We start from the raw sequence: 16328 nt of genomic DNA, 5'->3' as shown, positions 1-16328 counted from the left end.
ATATTTACATAAATTTCAATTAAGGGCTATTCTTAACAACTAACCTCTTATATAATGAATAGAGACTAAAATTTTAAATAGGAGCAGGATCAAATGGGGAAAACACGGAAATGGATGTTAATTGTTGCTAGTCTTTTACTAATCTCTTGTACTGTACCACTACATAATGTTGATGCTGCAGATGATGAAAAGAAAGAAGCCCTTATGCTTACGAAAAAGGAACTAGGTTTAAAGAAGCTGGATACCTCACAGACAGCTGCACGTTTTGTTTATAATTCCGGGCTCACGTTTGAATATCCGGATGCTGTAAGAGGCATATATGTAACCGGGCCTTCCGCCGGCGGAAAGAAAATGAGTGAATTAACGAAGCTGGTAGAGAACTCGGACTTAAATGCCATGGTAATTGATATTAAGGAAGATCACGGAAATATCACCTTTCAACCAGAAGAAGGCTCGCCGTATGCAGACATTGCTGAACCATTTATCGATGATCCCAAAAAAATGCTGAAAACACTAGAGGAGAAAGGGATTTATCCTATCGCCCGTGTAGTAGTGTTTAAGGATTCGATGCTTGCTGAAAAAAGACCGGACTTGTCCTATACGAAAAATGGTAAGGTATGGGTGAATGGAAGAGGAGAAGCCTTTGTTAACCCATTTTTAAAAGAAGTATGGGAATATAACCTGGATATTGCGAAACAGGCAGCTGAAATGGGCTTCCAGGAAATCCAGTTTGACTATGTGCGTTTTCCAGAAGGATTCGGAAATCGTGATGACAGCCTGGAATACGATCAGGGAGAATATGCTGATCTGGAAATGGAAGCCGTACAGAAGCGTGTGAAAGCTGTAACTGATTTTGTAGCTTTTGCTAATAAAGAGCTATCTCATTACGACGTTGATGTGTCTGTGGATATCTTTGGATACTCGGCTACAATACCAGAAGCTCCAAACATTGGACAGAACTTCTCTAAGATTTCTGAAAACGTCGATGTTATATCATCTATGATTTATCCGAGTCACTGGGGGCCGTATTTCGGGATATCCAAACCAGATACAGAACCTTATCGAGTCATTGATGAGTATGCTAAAGTAGAGAATGAAGTATTAAGTAAACTGGAGAATAAGCCGACTTCCAGACCCTGGCTGCAGGATTTTGAAGCTCCCTGGCTTTACTCAGGAGCGACTAAGCAGTATGGAAAAGCTGAAGTAGAAGCCCAAATCAAAGCTCTTGAAGAAAATGGGATCCATGAATATCTTTTATGGAATGCTACAAACAACTACACCTCAAATGTTGATTATACACCTATGAATTAATAAGGAAGAGTGCTGGATATCGGCACTCTTCGTTTATTTTTAAAAGATGCAGGGAAGCTTAATAAGTGGAGGATTTCCACGGATTTAACAATAGTCACAAACTTCTGTATAATGAAAGTAATTAATGAAAAGGGAGTAGATCAATGAATTGGTATGAAAAGCTGAATAAGTATTTTCCGGTAGAGGAAATGAAATCAAAAGAACACATGGAAGCACTGCTCAAAGAAAAAAGCGATATCTACTATAAGGATGAAAGTGATAAGCACGTATTAATGTATGCAGAATTCGATTCTTTCATTTTTATTGATTATGTATACGTTTCCACCGCAGCTCGCGGCCAAGGTCTTGGGCATAAACTTATTGAGAAAATGAAGGCTAAAAATAAACCGATTATTTTGGAAGTGGAGCCTGTAGACTATGATGAGACGGATTCCGAGAAGCGCCTTCGCTTCTACCAAAGAGAAGGCTTCAAACATGCTCAGTCCATAGGATACACGAGGCGCTCCCTCGCCACCAACGAAGTTAACCAGATGGAAATCCTTTATTGGTCCCCTGAAAATGCTTCAGAAGAAGAAATTTATGAACAAATGAAACGTATGTATACGGAAGTTCATACCTACAGAGATGAGGAGTTCTATGGTAAATCTTATCAACATGTAGATGAAGTTCTTCAAATGGATGAAAACCGTGGAATTGAAGATATTTTAGACGAACTTGATAAGTCTAAAAATTCTTAGATTTCATTACCCACCGATATACAGGTGGGTTTTTTCAATAAATGTTCACAATTGAAAAAAACTATATTTTTTTATGGATAATGTGGTTTAGAATATTGCAACCAGTGGTACATATTAGTTCAAGATGAAATAAGACGTTACAGGCTATGTTCCGATTTAGATAGAGATATGAAACAGTTGACACATGTGTTATAGTTGAAGTAGGTCAGATTATATTGATTGTAATTTAATAAGCAGTTCAAATTTTTACCATATTAAAAATATTGAGGAGTGAAGTTTCTGTATGGTCACACTTTATACCTCACCAAGTTGTACATCTTGCCGTAAAGCAAAGGCTTGGCTTGAAGAGCACGATATCCCTTATACGGAGAGGAACATCTTTTCTGAACCTCTTACTCTAGATGAGATTAAACAGATCCTTAGAATGACGGAAGACGGAACCGAAGAGATTATCTCTACACGTTCTAAAGTATTCCAAAAGTTGAAAGTTGATTTTGATCAACTGCCAATGCAGGATTTATTTGATCTTATTCAGGAAAATCCTGGATTGCTTCGCCGCCCAATCATTATTGATGATAAGCGTCTGCAAGTAGGATATAACGAAGATGAGATTCGTCGCTTCCTTCCACGCAGTGTACGTACGTTCCAATTGAAAGAAGCACAGAAATTAGTTAATTAAATAAACGTTAAAACTGTGGTCCCGAGGGTCACAGTTTTTGTTTTACTTATGTCCTTTCCTTTCGTTTATTGATAAGATAACCTGTAAACGTGACGGCGATTACAGCCAGGACAGGCATCCATGACTTTACGCCGGGATAGTTCATAATAAGGTCGGAAACCGAGTGATCCTCTATAATCATTTCGGCTGCCGTATAGGCAAGCAATCCTGCTCCGAAGTAGATGAGCAGGGGGAACTTGTCCATAAGCAGAAGAATAACCCGACTTCCCCAGATGATGATGGGAACGGAAATTAATAATCCAAATACCACAAGCGCAATATTGTTGTGAGAAGCCCCGGCAATAGCGATCACATTATCAAACCCCATGACGATATCAGCAAGAACGATGGTTTTGACAGCGGTCATTAAGTTATCTCCTGCATGTATATCCTGGTCATCATGAGTATCTGTTAATAATTGCATAGCAATGTAAAAAAGAAACAGTCCACCGACTAATTGAAGGTAGGGAATTTGGAGAAGATAAAGAGCAACAGCTGTAAGTAAGATACGAGCTGCGATGGCAAGGCCTGTCCCAAGAAAAATTGCCTTATTCCTTTGGTGCTTGGGCAGATTTCGACTGGCAAGGGCTATTACGATGGCGTTATCCCCGCCTAAAATGATATCAATACTGATAATAATTAAAATTGGTTCAAGCAATTCCCAGTTCATAGTAAATCCTCCCGCTTGTAGTGACAAAGCATGCAGAATAAGCTAAAATAGTAACCCAACCTCATGTAAATGAAGGGCCTTAAAAAAAGATATTCATTTTGGGTATGGTTATATGCTGAATTGAAGCAATTTGTTTTCCATTTGCCTTACACTGTCATACAATAGAAGTACATCAATCCTTCGTGCTACACAATTTGAAGGTTGAGGCTTTGACCTAACGGGTAAGGTTTTATAAGCATTAAAAAAAGGGTGAGTATTCCCTTCCCCCTTAATACTTGTTAAGAAGGGAGAGAAATTTCATGGAAATAGAACGTATTAATGAAAACACGGTTAAGTTTTATGTTACGTATCAGGACGTAGAACAGCGTGGGTTCGACAGAGAAGAAATTTGGTATAACCGGGAACGAAGCGAGCAGCTTTTCTGGGAAATGATGGATGAAGTGAATGATCAGGAAAACTTCCAGGCTGACGGTCCATTGTGGATTCAAGTTCAAGCCATGGATAAAGGTTTAGAAGTGATCGTTACGAAAGCACAAGTATCCCAAGATGGTCAAAAGCTCGAGCTCCCTAGTGACGAAGAAAATGCTATTGATGTACCGGTTGATGAAAAACTGGAATCTTTGCTTGACGATAAATTTACTAAATCTGATCAAAGTGATCAGAATGAAGAACAGGATACAGAGGACAAAGAACACCATGATGAACCGTTGACATTCACATTAAAATTCAATGAGTTTGAAGACGTCATTCAACTAAGCCACTACATGTCTCCTGAGGATTCCATGGATCAGCGTCTTTTCCATTTCGAAGACAACTATTATTTATATATTCAGTTCATTGATGAAAATATGAGTGATGAAGAACAAGAAAATATGTTGAGCCAAGTAATGGAATTCGGACATGAGTCTCCTGTTACGATTTATCGTTTAGAGGAATATGGCAAAACCATATTTGATGAACAAGCTTTGACTAAAGTTAAAGAATATTTTCCAGCTGATTAACGTTTAAAAGCACACCCTTACAAGTGTGCTTATTTTTTTTGTACATAAAGGAAAATTGTGGATGAATGTCGAATAATAGAGGAGGAGGTGAACTATTGTTTTACGCCGAGGATTCCTCAGGAACATTACAAACACTATTACACTTATCCCCACAACAGCTGCAGGCACCCCGAACCGATACCTACTATTGCCCTCATTGTAAAGAAGCGCTTTTGATCCGATCTGGGACAAAAGTAAAACCACATTTTGCGCATTTTCCAAGAAGTGAATGTGTTGCTAATCGTGGAGAGAGTGAAGGTCATGAAAAAGGAAAATGGGCTTTATATGAATGGCTCGTCCAACATAACTACGAAGCTAAATTAGAATACCCTTTACATGGTCTCGCTCAACGTCCGGATGTTTTTGTAACTATTGGCTCCAAACAAATAGCCGTGGAATATCAATGTACCCGAATTTCTAAAGAGGAAATGGTGAGGCGGACCACTCAGTATAAAGACCATGATATTTTTCCTTTCTGGATCGCAGGAAGCAAGCACCTGAGGCGATCGGGGAGCAGCGTTATCCACATGACCGAATTTCTTCGCAACTTACTTTATTCGTTTAACCACCACTATCACCTTTACTTTTTTGACTCCATGACTAACCGCATAACAATTGCTTCCAACTTGAGGAGCATCACCCAGCGAAAGATCTTAGCTGATCTTCAGTCCTATCCCCTTTCAAATATTCGATTTCCCCAACTGTTTCAAACCCCTCTATCCTCCTCTTTGCATGACTTCCTTCCCATGTGGGAAAAACTATTATATGGGTATCGAACTGTCTATCATCCACATGTGAGCAGACAAGAGCAGTCGTTTCGGGATGATTTATACAAACGAGGGTTACATTTTTCGCTGCTTCCGACACTTGCCTTCCTGCCTTCTAGGGGAGAAGTTTCTGGAACGGACGCGTCTTATATATGGCAGACAAATTTCCTGGTGAACCATTTCAGGGACCTTGAAATAGGATTACCAGTATTTTTTCCTGAACAGGCTGCTCTTTCCACGATTAATGGATATCAGCCGGATTTAATGAAAGAATATTCCTATCTGCTTGAAAGTCTGGGCTATATCGAGAAGACGGAGAATAGAGGGTGGATTAAGAAAAAACAAGTCGTATTTCATCATCATATGAGGAAGGCTCTCGAGGATGATCGAAAGACAATCGCTGCATTAAAAAAACTGGAAAGAATTAATATTTAAGAAGGGATTCACACCTGAATCGAGAATTGGTTAGGGTGACGAACTATCTGAAGGAGGATCACGATGGCTGCAACTAAACAATTACCAAAAAGAGAAGAGGTACCTGTAGAAAAAACGTGGGACCTTGAAGCTATTTTTGCTACTGACGAAGAATGGTATAAAGAGCTTAAAGAAGCAGAGGAGCTGCTGCCTGAATTGGATCAATATCGGGGAAAAGTGGGCGAATCTGCCGAGCAGCTTTATAATCTTCTCGATTTTCAAGATAAGATTTCCAATAAAATCGGGCTGCTTTTTACCTATGCTCATATGCGCAAAGACCAGGATACTACGAACTCCTATTACCAGGAGATGAATGCAAAAGCAGAAAGCTTATATACAAAAATCGCATCCGCAATGAGTTTTATTGTGCCGGAAATAATAGCTCTCCCGGAAGGAAAGGTTAAAGGCTTTATAAAGGAACATGAACCTCTGCAATTGTATGAACATACATTGGATGAGATTACCCGCCAGAAGGAGCATGTACTTAGCGAGAAGGAAGAAAAACTGCTGGCCGGTTTTTCCGAGATTGGAGCCAATCCATCGCAGACATTTGGAGCTTTAAATAATGCGGATCTTACTTTTCCAACGATCAAGAATGAAGAAGGGGAAGAGGTAGATCTAACGCATGGACGTTACGTCGGTTTTCTTAAATCAGATGACCGTGAAGTACGAAAGTCTGCTTTTGAAGCGATGTATGATACGTTTGGTTCTTTCAAAAATACCTTCGCATCAACATTGGGCGGCCATGTGAAGAAAAATAACTTTAATGCTCAAGTTAGAAATTACGAGCGCGCCCGTGAAGCGAAATTAAATAATAATAACATACCGGAAACGGTGTACGATAATTTAATTGAAGCCGTCAATGAGCGCTTGCCATTACTTCATCGCTATATTGAACTTAGAAAAGAAGTACTCGGATTAGATGAAGTCCATATGTACGATATTTATACGCCGCTCGTTAAAGATGCTGAAATGAAGGTATCTTATGAGGAAGCCAAGGAACTTGTGCTGAAAGGACTTGAGCCGCTCGGGGAGGAATATGTCAGCACAGTGGAAGAAGGCTTTGAGAACCGCTGGATTGACGTTGAAGAGAATAAAGGTAAACGGAGCGGTGCCTATTCCTCTGGTCACTATGGAACAAATCCTTATATTTTAATGAACTGGCAGGATAATGTGAATAATTTATTCACACTGGCTCATGAATTGGGACATTCCCTGCACAGCTATTATACGCATGCGAATCAGCCGTACCGTTACGGGAACTATTCCATTTTTGTGGCCGAAGTCGCTTCTACGTGTAATGAGGCATTGCTGAATGATCACATGCTGAAGAATACAAAGAGTGAAAAAGAGAAGCTATATTTATTGAATAACTTCCTGGAAGGTTTCCGCGGTACAGTATTCAGACAAACGATGTTTGCTGAATTCGAACATGAGATTCATATGCAGGCTCAAAATGGTGAAGCTTTGACAGCAGATAAGCTGACAGAGATTTACTATGATCTCAATAAGAAATACTTTGGGGACAATATTGTGATTGATGACCATATCGGCCTTGAATGGGCGCGTATTCCTCACTTTTACATGGGGTATTATGTTTATCAATACGCAACCGGCTATGCGGCAGCGACTGCTTTAGCCGATCAGATCCTTTCTGAAGGTGAGCCGGCAGTTGAACGTTATAAGAGCTTCCTGAAAGCAGGAAGCAGCGACTATCCGATTGAAGTGTTAAAGCAGGCGGGTGTGGATATGACCTCAAAAGATCCAATACTCTCTGCCCTTGATGTGTTTGAAGAAAAGTTGAATGAAATGGAAGAACTTCTTAAAAAATAAACCTATGAAAAACCCGCGTGATTCCAACAGGCACGCGGGTTTTCTAATGAAATCCTTTAAAAGTTTTTCTGTGATAAATAAAGGAGATGCAAAGATAAATGGTAATAAATAGAAGGGGGGAGGTAATGTACAAAGGATATAAACGCATTAACCCGAATAAGTGAAAACTGCCCAATAATAAGATGACAAAGCAGCAGGCAATGATTTTCCAAACTTTCATAGCTCTTCCTCCTTTGTTTATATGTATGACAGTTCTTAGCCGGGCTATGCTCACCGGGATAGTTTAGCTGAAAAGAAAAACCCTTAGATCCATAGGAATCTAAGAGTTATTAGGAGGATTCTTATGATCTAAACGCTCTTTTTTCCTCAGCTCAATAATTAAAGCAATGAAGCTAATAAAACCACCGATCGCAAACAAGTAAGAAAATATTAAATGATTAAAAACGGGTTCGCTTGTAAGTATACTGTTTACGCCCCAAAAACATACGATAAGGTTTCCAATTAAACCGGCCCCTATTCTTAGTTTACTCATTTTTGTCTCCTTCCTCATGATTCATTCCTATCAAGTAAGATTCTTATCCATTTAAAGATCGATTCATAAATAGAAAGCTGATGACAGCAAGCAGCAACCGTTTATTTTTTAACGAGAGCTCGTTCGATAACTCTACGATGTCGTTATCAACGTCACGGAATAACTTCGTGTATTCATGAGGGAAGCGGCCATTATAAAAATGCGCCCAGCGATGGCCATCTTCATCCGATAAGGAAAAATCACCGCTTGTTCCTGAGGCCTTTACGGAAAGAACGGACAGGTTTTTCTCGTCTTTAATTTCCCCTTTAACCTTAAAAAGACTTCTAAATTCTTCTTGTATATAAGTGCCTAAGTGATTTCCTTCCTTGTCATAAATGGTAACATTCGTTTCCTTAAATCCGTTTCGCCGAAAGGAAAAAAGTTTCTCACCTTCCTGTGTATAAAAGCTGTATGTACTCGGGATGAACGATAAGATAGATTTTTGGAAAAACACAATCGGGTGGCTCCACCATGGCAGTTTTTCCATTTTCAGCATGCCAAAATAGGCTCCGTTTTTTTCGAAAGCTAACAGCCGAGGAAGGCTGACTGCATCGGACTTCCATATGACGTGGTCGGACTCCATTAGTGAACCAGATGCTTCCGGTATCGACAGGGCTTTCACTTTATTATATTTGTGACGGCTGGATCCCGCAATCATCACCATAAAAATAACAGGGACAAGCAGGACAACTGCTTCCAGCCATTCTTGACTGGTTTCTGGAAGATTCCATACCAAATATCCTGCCATAACTAGTATAAGAACTCCAGTAAGGGAGTAGGCAAGTTTTTCTCTTCGTTTGTACATGTCAGCAATCATTGTTAATCCTTCTTTCTTCGCTTTTGTCGGGAGTATTCTCTACGTCATCTACCATCTGCTTGGCGTGGACTAAAGACAAATTGTGGGTTTGTCTCAATTTTTTTACACTTTTCAATTTCGAATGGAACAAAACAAAGATAGACAGACATATGTGAAAGATTTATCACTAAGGCATTCTATCTCGCGCATAAATCCCCATTTCATATTATTGCATTACGTTCATTCGCTGGAAAGGTTTCAAGAGAATTACAACCTGAGAGAAAGGATTTGCGTTTGACCACTAAGCTATTGGGGAGCAGACAGTGCAGTGGAGGCAAAGAACGGGTCAAACTATCATGAACATTCCCCAGTCCAATGACGCATTAAAAAAACGATACCGAAATCGTTAGACACACATCTAACCATTTCGGTATCGTTTAGAGCTGCTTGCTTATTACATGCCAAGATATTCCCAGAAAGCTCCGTGCTTCACTGGCACTTCGCGCGCTTTCTGCTTCAGCACTAATTTTTTCATTTCTCTCTTAGCCTGCTGCTCCGTCCAGTCATAGACAACCGCAATCTCTTTATTCGCTACAAATCGGTAATAATGCAAAAAATCTTCCAGAGCTGGCTTAATGGCAGGGGTTGGATCCTTTTGCAACATTTCCTTAAGGACTTTTACATACACTTCGTAGGAATACAAGCCGGTAATTTTAAGTCCCGCATCTTCTTCGGATTCATTGAAAATAACAATGGTAGGCGTTGATTCAACTTCCATTTCATGCGTCAGTTTTAAGTCACAGTTCAAGGCGTTGCGGGCTGCATCGGAATGAAGATCTTTTTTAAATTCCTCTACATCCAGACGACTTTTGCTGGCACATTCGATCAATACATCTTCGTCAGATATATTCTGCTTTTCAAGGAAAACATACTCCTGAATTTTTCTTAGAAAACGCATGCCTGCTTTTTTCCCTTGCAGTTCGGCTGCTTTTACAGCAAGAGAGGCTGCGAAGGGGGAGGAAACCGGATTTTCAATCCAAACATCACCATCACAGCACATGCCGGTCCGGGAAGTGGTGCTGTCCCATGCTTTTTTCAGATTTTCAGGTTTCTTGACTTTATTTTGCTGAAAGGAAGTTAACTTCCCGCTGATAATGGGACGGATAGTAAAGAAGCGGCCATACTCGATAGTGAGTTTCTTTAAGAATGGTTCAAGTGACCAGCATTCAGGACAGAGCGGATCGATAAACACATAAATTTCTATGGGCCGCTTTAATAAATTGAAAAAACCGCTGGCTGTTCCTTGGGTGTCATTATTGCTGCTCAAGCTTTTCCAACTCACTTCGATTCTCCTTTCTTCTCTTCTGGTGTGTTCATCATGTGGTTTGCTGTCATGGTTAATCGTTCGAAAATAGCGGATCGATAAGGTTCTTCAATATGAACCTCGTTTAAAGCGCCTGACATACATGACAGCCAGGCGTCTCTTCGAGTTGGTGTAATTTCAAAAGGCAGATGTCTTGCTCGCAGCATCGGATGACCGTGCTCTTCAATGTAAAGAGGAGGGCCGCCGAAGAACTGAGTCAAAAACTGTTTCTGCTTCCGGGCGGTTTCTGTTAGATCTTCAGGGAAGATCGGTATTAAATCCGGATGGCTGCTTACACGGCTGTAAAAAGCTTCGACAAGCTCTGATATTTTTTCTTCACCAATCGCCTCATAAATCGTTCCAGGTCGCTGTACCATAAAATCCCTTCCTGTCTGTTAATCCATTTTAGCAATGGGCGTGTACTACGGCAACTATTCTGATTCTTGCCGGGCTTTATAAAAGCGCTTGATCTTATTATCTGTTTCCCGTTCAGGAATATTGCACTGATTTAAAATTTGCATAAAAACGTTTTTTCCTTGTTCTTTAGACTTGGCTTCGAGTTCAAGTTCAAAATCCTCTTTGTCATAATAGAGGCTGTGATCAAGGACGAGAAGGGTATCTTTATACTCGATTTCTTTTCTTCTCGTTGTAAGAGAACCAAGGAATACTAAGTCTTCCAATGAAACCCCCAGCTCATCCAATTGTTTACCTACATTCGGTTTCTCCACCATACGGTTTTGAATCCAGAAATCTGCCTCGTTTTCAGAGAGCGGGTCATGCGTTTCAAGCAGACCTTCTGGATGAGGCTGTTTCAAGGTCAGCATCCATTGATCATTCTTTTTCCTGATGCGGAGTGCAGCACCCTGACTGCGGAGTTTTAAATCATCTGTTTCAAAATAATAGTTGGTTTGCTCTACGAATTCAACTGATTCGAATGGGTATAATTGGTGGACACGGTCGTACTCATCCTTTGTCAGCAAGTTCTTAAATTCAATTTCTATTTCTTGGGACATATGGGAGTACCTCCTTTATCATTTCTGATGTGACTTAACTTTATGATACAATGAATGCAGGAGAAAACGCACATATTTACTATACAGATTGGATACATAAAGGTGGGCGCAAGATGAATTGGGATATATTTATAGCACCTTATGGACAAGTAGTTGATGAATTAAAAGTAAAACTAAAGGGAATGCGGCAGCAGTTTGAATATGAGATGGAGCATTCCCCAATTGAATTTGTCACGGGTCGCGTAAAACCAAGATCAAGTATCATTGAAAAAGCTAGACGAAAAGCAATCAATCCTGAAAACATTGAAAAAGAACTGCAGGATATAGCGGGTGTGCGTGTAGTCTGTCAATTTGTAGATGACATTTATGCAGTCGTAGATATGATGAAAAACCGTCACGACTTCAAGATCGTCGAAGAGAAGGATTACATCTCCCGGAAAAAAGAGAGCGGTTACAGATCCTACCACGTAATCATTGAGTATCCAGTCGAGACCATTCATGGAGAAAAGATTGTGTTAGCAGAAATTCAAATCCGTACGCTGGCAATGAATTTCTGGGCGACCAATGAACACTCCTTAAATTATAAATATGCAGGGAAAATACCATCGGAAATTAAGAACCGGTTAAAACGAGCCGGAGAAGCAGCTTTCCGCCTGGATGAAGAAATGTCCAAGATTAAAAGTGAGATCCAGGAAGCCCAGAAAGTATTTTTGCGTAAAGAAGACCAGAAAAACCATACTAAAAAGAAGTAGAGGAGTGGGCAGCAGATGAAATTCTCGATCCTTTCTAAAGGCGACCAGAAATCTAACGAAATACGATCCAAAATCAAAAATTATTTAACTGAATTCCAGCTGGAGTACAATGAGGACGAGCCTGATCTTGCTATCTCTGTAGGAGGCGACGGCACGTTATTAGAAGCTTTTCACACGTATGTGCACCGTCTGGATCAAACGGCGTTTATCGGGATTCACACCGGCCACTTAGGCTTCTATGCCGACTGGATGCCGGAAGAGCTTGAGAAGCTGATTATCGAAATCGCGCGTACGCCATTCCAGGTGGTTGAATACCCGCTTCTTGAAGTAACCATCCGCCCGAAAGACGGCGAAGAGGAAGACCGTTATCTAGCGCTAAATGAATGTACCATTAAGACTTCAGAGGGGTCGGTGGTTTTTGATATCGAAATTAAAGGCGACCATTTTGAAACCTTCCGTGGAGATGGACTTTGTATTTCCACGCCTTCTGGCAGTACAGCTTATAACAAAGCACTCGGCGGCGCTATACTTCACCCTTCCCTTGAAGCGATTCAGATTGCAGAGATGGCTTCTATCAACAATAGGGTGTTCCGTACCATTGGTTCTCCACTTATTTTACCGAGCCATCATACGTGCTTATTAAAACCATTGAACGACAGAAGCTTTCTGATTACGATGGATCATATTACTCGTACTTACAAGGACGTGAAATCCATCCAGTGCCGCGTGGCAACAGAAAAAGTCCGGTTTGCCCGCTTCCGTCCGTTTCCGTTCTGGAGACGTGTGCATGATTCCTTCGTATCCGATGAGTATTCTAATTCTAAATCGTGAGTGCTGTTACAAAAAGCTGGCGCGTCCCTCAAGAGGCGTCGGGTCAGAGCGTAAGGGATTTCTTGCAAAAACGAGCTTATTTCTCCCGTCAGCTGATCAAACGGGTCAAGGCAGCCGGACGTATTGATATCAATCGACAGCCCGCTTCTCTTAAACAGAACGTGGCGTGTGATGAACAGGTTACCGTTCATTTTCCCGATGAAGTCGCGGGAGATAATTTGCGTCCTGAAGAAGGGCCGCTCACGATTTGTTATGAAGACGAGGATGTGATCGTGATTGATAAGCCATCATCGGTCCCTGTCGTTCCATCACCCCATCACCGGGACTCGTCTATCGCGAGCCGGCTGCTTCATCATTATGAGAAGCACGGTCTTTCGAACACGGTTCATATTGTAACGAGGCTTGACCGGGAGACGTCAGGGCTGATGATTGCTGCGAAGCACGCATACAGCCACCGGCTGCTGACGCTTGAGCAGAGGAAGATTGAGCGTTTTTATACGGCACTGATTAAAGGAAAGCTGAAACAGGAGGAAGGGGTAATCGAAACACCTATTGCGCGGAAGGCAGGATCGATTGTGGAACGTACTACCTGTTTAGATGGAAAGCCATCGAAAACGCTATACGAGGTTCAGGAACGGCATGAAGAGACTACGCTCGTCAGACTGAAGCTTGAGACCGGGCGGACCCATCAAATTCGTGTCCACATGGCCTCCATCGGCCATCCGCTTGTGGGAGATACATTATACGGAGAAGCAGAAGATCTTGCCTGGAGCGGTCAGGCTCTTCACTGTCATCAACTGGCCTTCGATCATCCCTGGACTGGAAAGCCAATGTCCTTTACATCTGCCATCCCCGATGAGTGGAGCCGCTATACGAATGAAGGTTGATAGTAAAAAATCAGACCCCATTGGAGTCTGATTTTTTTAGCGAACCGTTAGGTTTGTGCTCTTAGGAATCCCCCTACTTCAAGGAGCGTCAGCGAGTAAGTGGGGGTAGTTCAATATCTGAACTTCTCTTCAACGAGCGGCATTGAGGAAGGGACGCTGACCAGTTCTTCTTCCGGGAGGCGGAACGCAGTCAGTTGCCCTCCAAATACGCAGCCAGTGTCAATATTCACAGTTTTGTTGACGAAGCGCGGTTCACGTACAGGAGTGTGACCATAAACCACCCATAAGTCGCCGTCATAATGCTGGGCCCAGTCTCTTCGAACAGGACGCCCGTCCGGAAGCTTTTCTCCTGTAATATCTCCGTACAATACGAACGTCTTCACTTTTTTATTATTTTTTCCGATATCTTCTCTCCGGATACCGGCATGGGCGATCACGGCGTCCGCTTCTTCCAGCACGTGATAAAGAGGGGATTCCTCCACCAGTGTCATGAACTGTTTACGCACCTTTTTTTGTTCACGGTTGGATAAGCTCCGGTATTCGTCTGCGGTTGTTTCTAAGCCATGCGTCTCCTCTACAGGATTACCGAGGAAAAAACGGTACAGTTTATTGCAATGGTTGCCAGGTACGTAGAGCGCCATTTTTTCTTCCAATACTAACTGGCAGACAAAGCGGATGCACTCCACCGAAGCAGGACCGCGGTCGGTAATGTCACCGACAAAGATCGGGGTTCGTCCATCGGGGTGAAAAGGAAGGCCGCTTTTCCACTCGTAGCCTAGCTCCGTGAATAGCTGCTTTAATTCGTCCAGGCAGCCATGAACGTCACCAATTACATCAATTTTCATCATTATTCTCCTTCCAATGAATCTTTATAAGATAGGTTAGATCCTTGTGTTGATTTTATAGTTAAGCTCCAGTGTGTTTAAGATTCAGTTTCGAGATATCTAGTGAGAGAGTTAGGTCCTGCGGGGAACGACTCGCTTTCCGTGGCCCTGCACGACGCAGGGTCGTTCGACGTTGCCACACGACGTGGTGTTCTTAGTCGAACTTCCACTTCGCTGAGCCTCCTCGAGCTACGCTCTCCGGGGTCTCACCGATCATGTTTATCCCACAGGAGTCTCCTCGTTCCCCTCCGGACCTGGCCGAATCAGAAACTCGAAACCACTTAATAAACTGTTCACTAATCATGAATTAAAGAGGTGGAAATCGGAGGAATCTTATTCCGTCTTTTTTCTAAGGGACATGCTTAATTAATCTATAAAAAAAGGTGGGAAGTCTTTTAGAAAGCTTCTCCACCTTTTGTTTACCTTATTCAAACATGTAAGATCTCGTACGGGATTTGACGTTCAGCACGAGGCCGATTGCGAGCATATAAGCGAGAGTCGAACTTCCTCCATAACTGAGAAATGGAAGAGGAAGCCCCGTGATCGGGAGCAGCTGAATGGACATACCGATATTTTGAAAAACCTGAAAGGCGATCATAGCAACGACCCCAACGATTAAATAGCTTCCAAACGCATCGTTACTTTCGAGAGCAATTTGAATCATCCGGTAGACCAGCAGGAAAAACAGGGTAACTACTATGCTTGAGCCGACAAAACCAAACTGCTCGGACACCGCAGTGAAGATCATATCGGTATGGCGTTCCGGCACCATGACTTCAAAATTGCCTGAGCCTTTCCCGGTCAGCTGACCGGAGCCGATCGCCGTTATGGCTTTGATCAGCTGCAGACCAGCGCCAAGCTCATATTTTTCAGGCTGCAGCCATCCGTAGAAGCGGGAGTCGACGTGCGCAAACACCGATTCTTCAAAGAATGTGGTCACTCTTGTAATATTAAATAAGAACGTGGTGGCCACGGCTGCTATAACGATCAGTACAGAAGAGACAATCGAGAGCAGAATTCTCCATTGAATACCGGATACTAAAATCATAAAGGTCGTGATGGATACTAATACAAGGAATGTCCCTAGATCCGGCTGAACCGCAATAAGTCCCATGGGAATAACGGAAAGAAGCATCAGCTTGCCGAGCAGCATCATATCCGTTTTAACGGTTTTCATCCGGGTTTTTTCATTATGTTTAACTATGACATGAGCAAGTGTGACGATCAGGAAAACCTTCATAAATTCTGAAGGCTGGATGGTACCGATGCCAGGTAATTTAAACCAGCTCCAGGCACCGCCTGAATAGTGGACGAGACCCGGGGGGAATTTAAAGAACAGCATGAGCAAGGCCGTTAACCCAAAGCCGTAAAGACCCCAGACAATTTGATGAAGGCGGTCATAATCCAGGATCATAGCTACGGCTGCAACCATGCTTCCCAGTATGTACCAGACGATTTGTTTCATATAAGAACCTTGGTCTCCAGCACCTAAGTAAGGATCTACGGTGTAAAGGGTGTAGCAGCTGATGACTCCAAAGGTCAGGACAATAAATATAATGGTGAAATCAATCGGTGAAGTTTGCTGATTATCATTCATGAATGTTCCCTTTCTATCAAGCAATCTGTTAAACTACGGTTATAATTGTAAGTGTACATGATTCTTCCAGTAATTTTAAGTCAA

Annotated in this window: 18 protein-coding genes; 9 read left to right on the top strand and 9 right to left on the bottom strand. The window is 42.0% G+C overall.

Annotated elements, in window-relative coordinates; all coding sequences use genetic code 11:
- Positions 1–93: 93 nt before the first annotated feature.
- The 3 genes from ACTWPM_RS15050 to spxA all read left to right on the top strand — a co-directional run bounded on the left by ACTWPM_RS15050 (position 94) and on the right by spxA (position 2727).
- Positions 94–1311 carry a putative glycoside hydrolase gene (locus tag ACTWPM_RS15050; protein WP_443133849.1) on the top strand — a complete coding sequence of 406 codons (1218 nt, stop codon included), beginning with the start codon at positions 94–96 and terminating at the stop codon, positions 1309–1311.
- A gap of 143 nt (positions 1312–1454) precedes the next feature.
- A complete protein-coding gene (locus tag ACTWPM_RS15045; RefSeq protein WP_443133848.1) occupies positions 1455–2048 on the top strand; it encodes a GNAT family N-acetyltransferase in 594 nt (197 codons plus the stop codon).
- 283 nt (positions 2049–2331) lie between these two features.
- Positions 2332–2727 (top strand): transcriptional regulator SpxA, encoded by a 396-nt coding sequence (spxA, locus tag ACTWPM_RS15040; protein WP_014642562.1) that lies wholly within the window; start codon positions 2332–2334, stop codon positions 2725–2727.
- A gap of 46 nt (positions 2728–2773) precedes the next feature.
- Here spxA and ACTWPM_RS15035 read toward each other — a convergent pair whose 3' ends face one another.
- Complete coding sequence (locus ACTWPM_RS15035; RefSeq protein ID WP_443133847.1) at positions 2774–3436, bottom strand: TerC family protein; 663 nt, start codon at positions 3434–3436, stop codon at positions 2774–2776.
- Positions 3437–3735: 299 nt separating this feature from the next.
- Here ACTWPM_RS15035 and mecA point away from each other — a divergent pair, with 299 nt between their 5' ends.
- From mecA to pepF, 3 genes are all read left to right on the top strand, one after another.
- The gene (gene mecA / locus ACTWPM_RS15030) at positions 3736–4437 is read left to right on the top strand and encodes an adaptor protein MecA (protein WP_443133846.1); all 702 of its coding nucleotides are present in this window, start codon (positions 3736–3738) and stop codon (positions 4435–4437) included.
- Between the two features lie 95 nt (positions 4438–4532).
- Complete coding sequence (locus tag ACTWPM_RS15025) at positions 4533–5678, top strand: competence protein CoiA (protein WP_443133845.1); 1146 nt, start codon at positions 4533–4535, stop codon at positions 5676–5678.
- Between the two features lie 63 nt (positions 5679–5741).
- Positions 5742–7550 carry an oligoendopeptidase F gene (gene pepF / locus ACTWPM_RS15020; protein ID WP_443133844.1) on the top strand — a complete coding sequence of 603 codons (1809 nt, stop codon included), beginning with the start codon at positions 5742–5744 and terminating at the stop codon, positions 7548–7550.
- Positions 7551–7593: 43 nt separating this feature from the next.
- Here pepF and ACTWPM_RS15015 read toward each other — a convergent pair whose 3' ends face one another.
- The 6 genes from ACTWPM_RS15015 to ACTWPM_RS14990 all read right to left on the bottom strand — a co-directional run bounded on the left by ACTWPM_RS15015 (position 7594) and on the right by ACTWPM_RS14990 (position 11293).
- The gene (locus tag ACTWPM_RS15015; protein WP_443133843.1) at positions 7594–7770 is read right to left on the bottom strand and encodes a hypothetical protein; all 177 of its coding nucleotides are present in this window, start codon (positions 7768–7770) and stop codon (positions 7594–7596) included.
- 99 nt (positions 7771–7869) lie between these two features.
- Complete coding sequence (locus ACTWPM_RS15010) at positions 7870–8082, bottom strand: hypothetical protein (RefSeq protein ID WP_443133842.1); 213 nt, start codon at positions 8080–8082, stop codon at positions 7870–7872.
- A gap of 43 nt (positions 8083–8125) precedes the next feature.
- Positions 8126–8938 carry a hypothetical protein gene (locus ACTWPM_RS15005; protein WP_443133841.1) on the bottom strand — a complete coding sequence of 271 codons (813 nt, stop codon included), beginning with the start codon at positions 8936–8938 and terminating at the stop codon, positions 8126–8128.
- Between the two features lie 433 nt (positions 8939–9371).
- Positions 9372–10259 (bottom strand): ClpXP adapter SpxH family protein, encoded by an 888-nt coding sequence (locus ACTWPM_RS15000; protein WP_443133840.1) that lies wholly within the window; start codon positions 10257–10259, stop codon positions 9372–9374.
- Positions 10256–10657: a globin domain-containing protein gene (locus tag ACTWPM_RS14995; protein ID WP_443133839.1), complete on the bottom strand. Its 402-nt coding sequence runs from the start codon at positions 10655–10657 to the stop codon at positions 10256–10258. Before ACTWPM_RS14995 ends, ACTWPM_RS15000 begins: the two co-directional genes overlap by 4 nt.
- Before the next feature lie 54 nt (positions 10658–10711).
- A complete protein-coding gene (locus ACTWPM_RS14990; RefSeq protein WP_443133838.1) occupies positions 10712–11293 on the bottom strand; it encodes a CYTH domain-containing protein in 582 nt (193 codons plus the stop codon).
- Positions 11294–11406: 113 nt separating this feature from the next.
- On the opposite strand from ACTWPM_RS14990, the gene ACTWPM_RS14985 reads away from it, so the two are divergent.
- The 3 genes from ACTWPM_RS14985 to ACTWPM_RS14975 are packed head-to-tail and all read left to right on the top strand — an operon-like array spanning position 11407 to position 13763.
- Positions 11407–12045, top strand: coding sequence for a GTP pyrophosphokinase (locus ACTWPM_RS14985; RefSeq protein ID WP_443133837.1), 639 nt, complete (start codon positions 11407–11409; stop codon positions 12043–12045).
- 15 nt (positions 12046–12060) lie between these two features.
- Positions 12061–12876 (top strand): NAD kinase, encoded by an 816-nt coding sequence (locus ACTWPM_RS14980; RefSeq protein WP_443133836.1) that lies wholly within the window; start codon positions 12061–12063, stop codon positions 12874–12876.
- Positions 12873–13763 (top strand): RluA family pseudouridine synthase, encoded by an 891-nt coding sequence (locus tag ACTWPM_RS14975; protein ID WP_443133835.1) that lies wholly within the window; start codon positions 12873–12875, stop codon positions 13761–13763. Before ACTWPM_RS14980 ends, ACTWPM_RS14975 begins: the two co-directional genes overlap by 4 nt.
- A gap of 110 nt (positions 13764–13873) precedes the next feature.
- Here ACTWPM_RS14975 and prpE read toward each other — a convergent pair whose 3' ends face one another.
- Together prpE and ACTWPM_RS14965 are read right to left on the bottom strand one after the other, a co-directional pair.
- Positions 13874–14608, bottom strand: coding sequence for a bis(5'-nucleosyl)-tetraphosphatase PrpE (gene prpE, locus ACTWPM_RS14970; protein WP_443133834.1), 735 nt, complete (start codon positions 14606–14608; stop codon positions 13874–13876).
- Positions 14609–15071: 463 nt separating this feature from the next.
- The gene (locus ACTWPM_RS14965) at positions 15072–16244 is read right to left on the bottom strand and encodes an FtsW/RodA/SpoVE family cell cycle protein (RefSeq protein ID WP_443133833.1); all 1173 of its coding nucleotides are present in this window, start codon (positions 16242–16244) and stop codon (positions 15072–15074) included.
- Positions 16245–16328: the final 84 nt, after the last annotated feature.

Source organism: Halobacillus sp. K22 (assembly GCF_052246795.1).
Lineage (GTDB): Bacteria > Bacillota > Bacilli > Bacillales > Halobacillaceae > Halobacillus.
The sequence above is the reverse complement of the archived record's forward strand: the minus strand, read 5'-3'. Positions and strand labels throughout refer to the sequence as shown.

What these genes read in the sequence shown, in the direction of transcription:
- ACTWPM_RS14995 (WP_443133839.1), bottom strand. Translation starts at nt 10,657, where the DNA reads ATGGTACAGCGACCTGGAACGATTTATGAGGCGATTGGTGAAGAAAAA.
- ACTWPM_RS14985 (WP_443133837.1), top strand. Translation starts at nt 11,407, where the DNA reads ATGAATTGGGATATATTTATAGCACCTTATGGACAAGTAGTTGATGAA.
- prpE (WP_443133834.1), bottom strand. Translation starts at nt 14,608, where the DNA reads ATGAAAATTGATGTAATTGGTGACGTTCATGGCTGCCTGGACGAATTA.
- ACTWPM_RS15010 (WP_443133842.1), bottom strand. Translation starts at nt 8,082, where the DNA reads ATGAGTAAACTAAGAATAGGGGCCGGTTTAATTGGAAACCTTATCGTA.
- mecA (WP_443133846.1), top strand. Translation starts at nt 3,736, where the DNA reads ATGGAAATAGAACGTATTAATGAAAACACGGTTAAGTTTTATGTTACG.
- ACTWPM_RS14990 (WP_443133838.1), bottom strand. Translation starts at nt 11,293, where the DNA reads ATGTCCCAAGAAATAGAAATTGAATTTAAGAACTTGCTGACAAAGGAT.
- ACTWPM_RS15005 (WP_443133841.1), bottom strand. Translation starts at nt 8,938, where the DNA reads ATGATTGCTGACATGTACAAACGAAGAGAAAAACTTGCCTACTCCCTT.
- ACTWPM_RS14965 (WP_443133833.1), bottom strand. Translation starts at nt 16,244, where the DNA reads ATGAATGATAATCAGCAAACTTCACCGATTGATTTCACCATTATATTT.
- ACTWPM_RS15015 (WP_443133843.1), bottom strand. Translation starts at nt 7,770, where the DNA reads ATGAAAGTTTGGAAAATCATTGCCTGCTGCTTTGTCATCTTATTATTG.
- ACTWPM_RS15045 (WP_443133848.1), top strand. Translation starts at nt 1,455, where the DNA reads ATGAATTGGTATGAAAAGCTGAATAAGTATTTTCCGGTAGAGGAAATG.
- ACTWPM_RS15035 (WP_443133847.1), bottom strand. Translation starts at nt 3,436, where the DNA reads ATGAACTGGGAATTGCTTGAACCAATTTTAATTATTATCAGTATTGAT.
- spxA (WP_014642562.1), top strand. Translation starts at nt 2,332, where the DNA reads ATGGTCACACTTTATACCTCACCAAGTTGTACATCTTGCCGTAAAGCA.
- pepF (WP_443133844.1), top strand. Translation starts at nt 5,742, where the DNA reads ATGGCTGCAACTAAACAATTACCAAAAAGAGAAGAGGTACCTGTAGAA.
- ACTWPM_RS14980 (WP_443133836.1), top strand. Translation starts at nt 12,061, where the DNA reads ATGAAATTCTCGATCCTTTCTAAAGGCGACCAGAAATCTAACGAAATA.
- ACTWPM_RS15050 (WP_443133849.1), top strand. Translation starts at nt 94, where the DNA reads ATGGGGAAAACACGGAAATGGATGTTAATTGTTGCTAGTCTTTTACTA.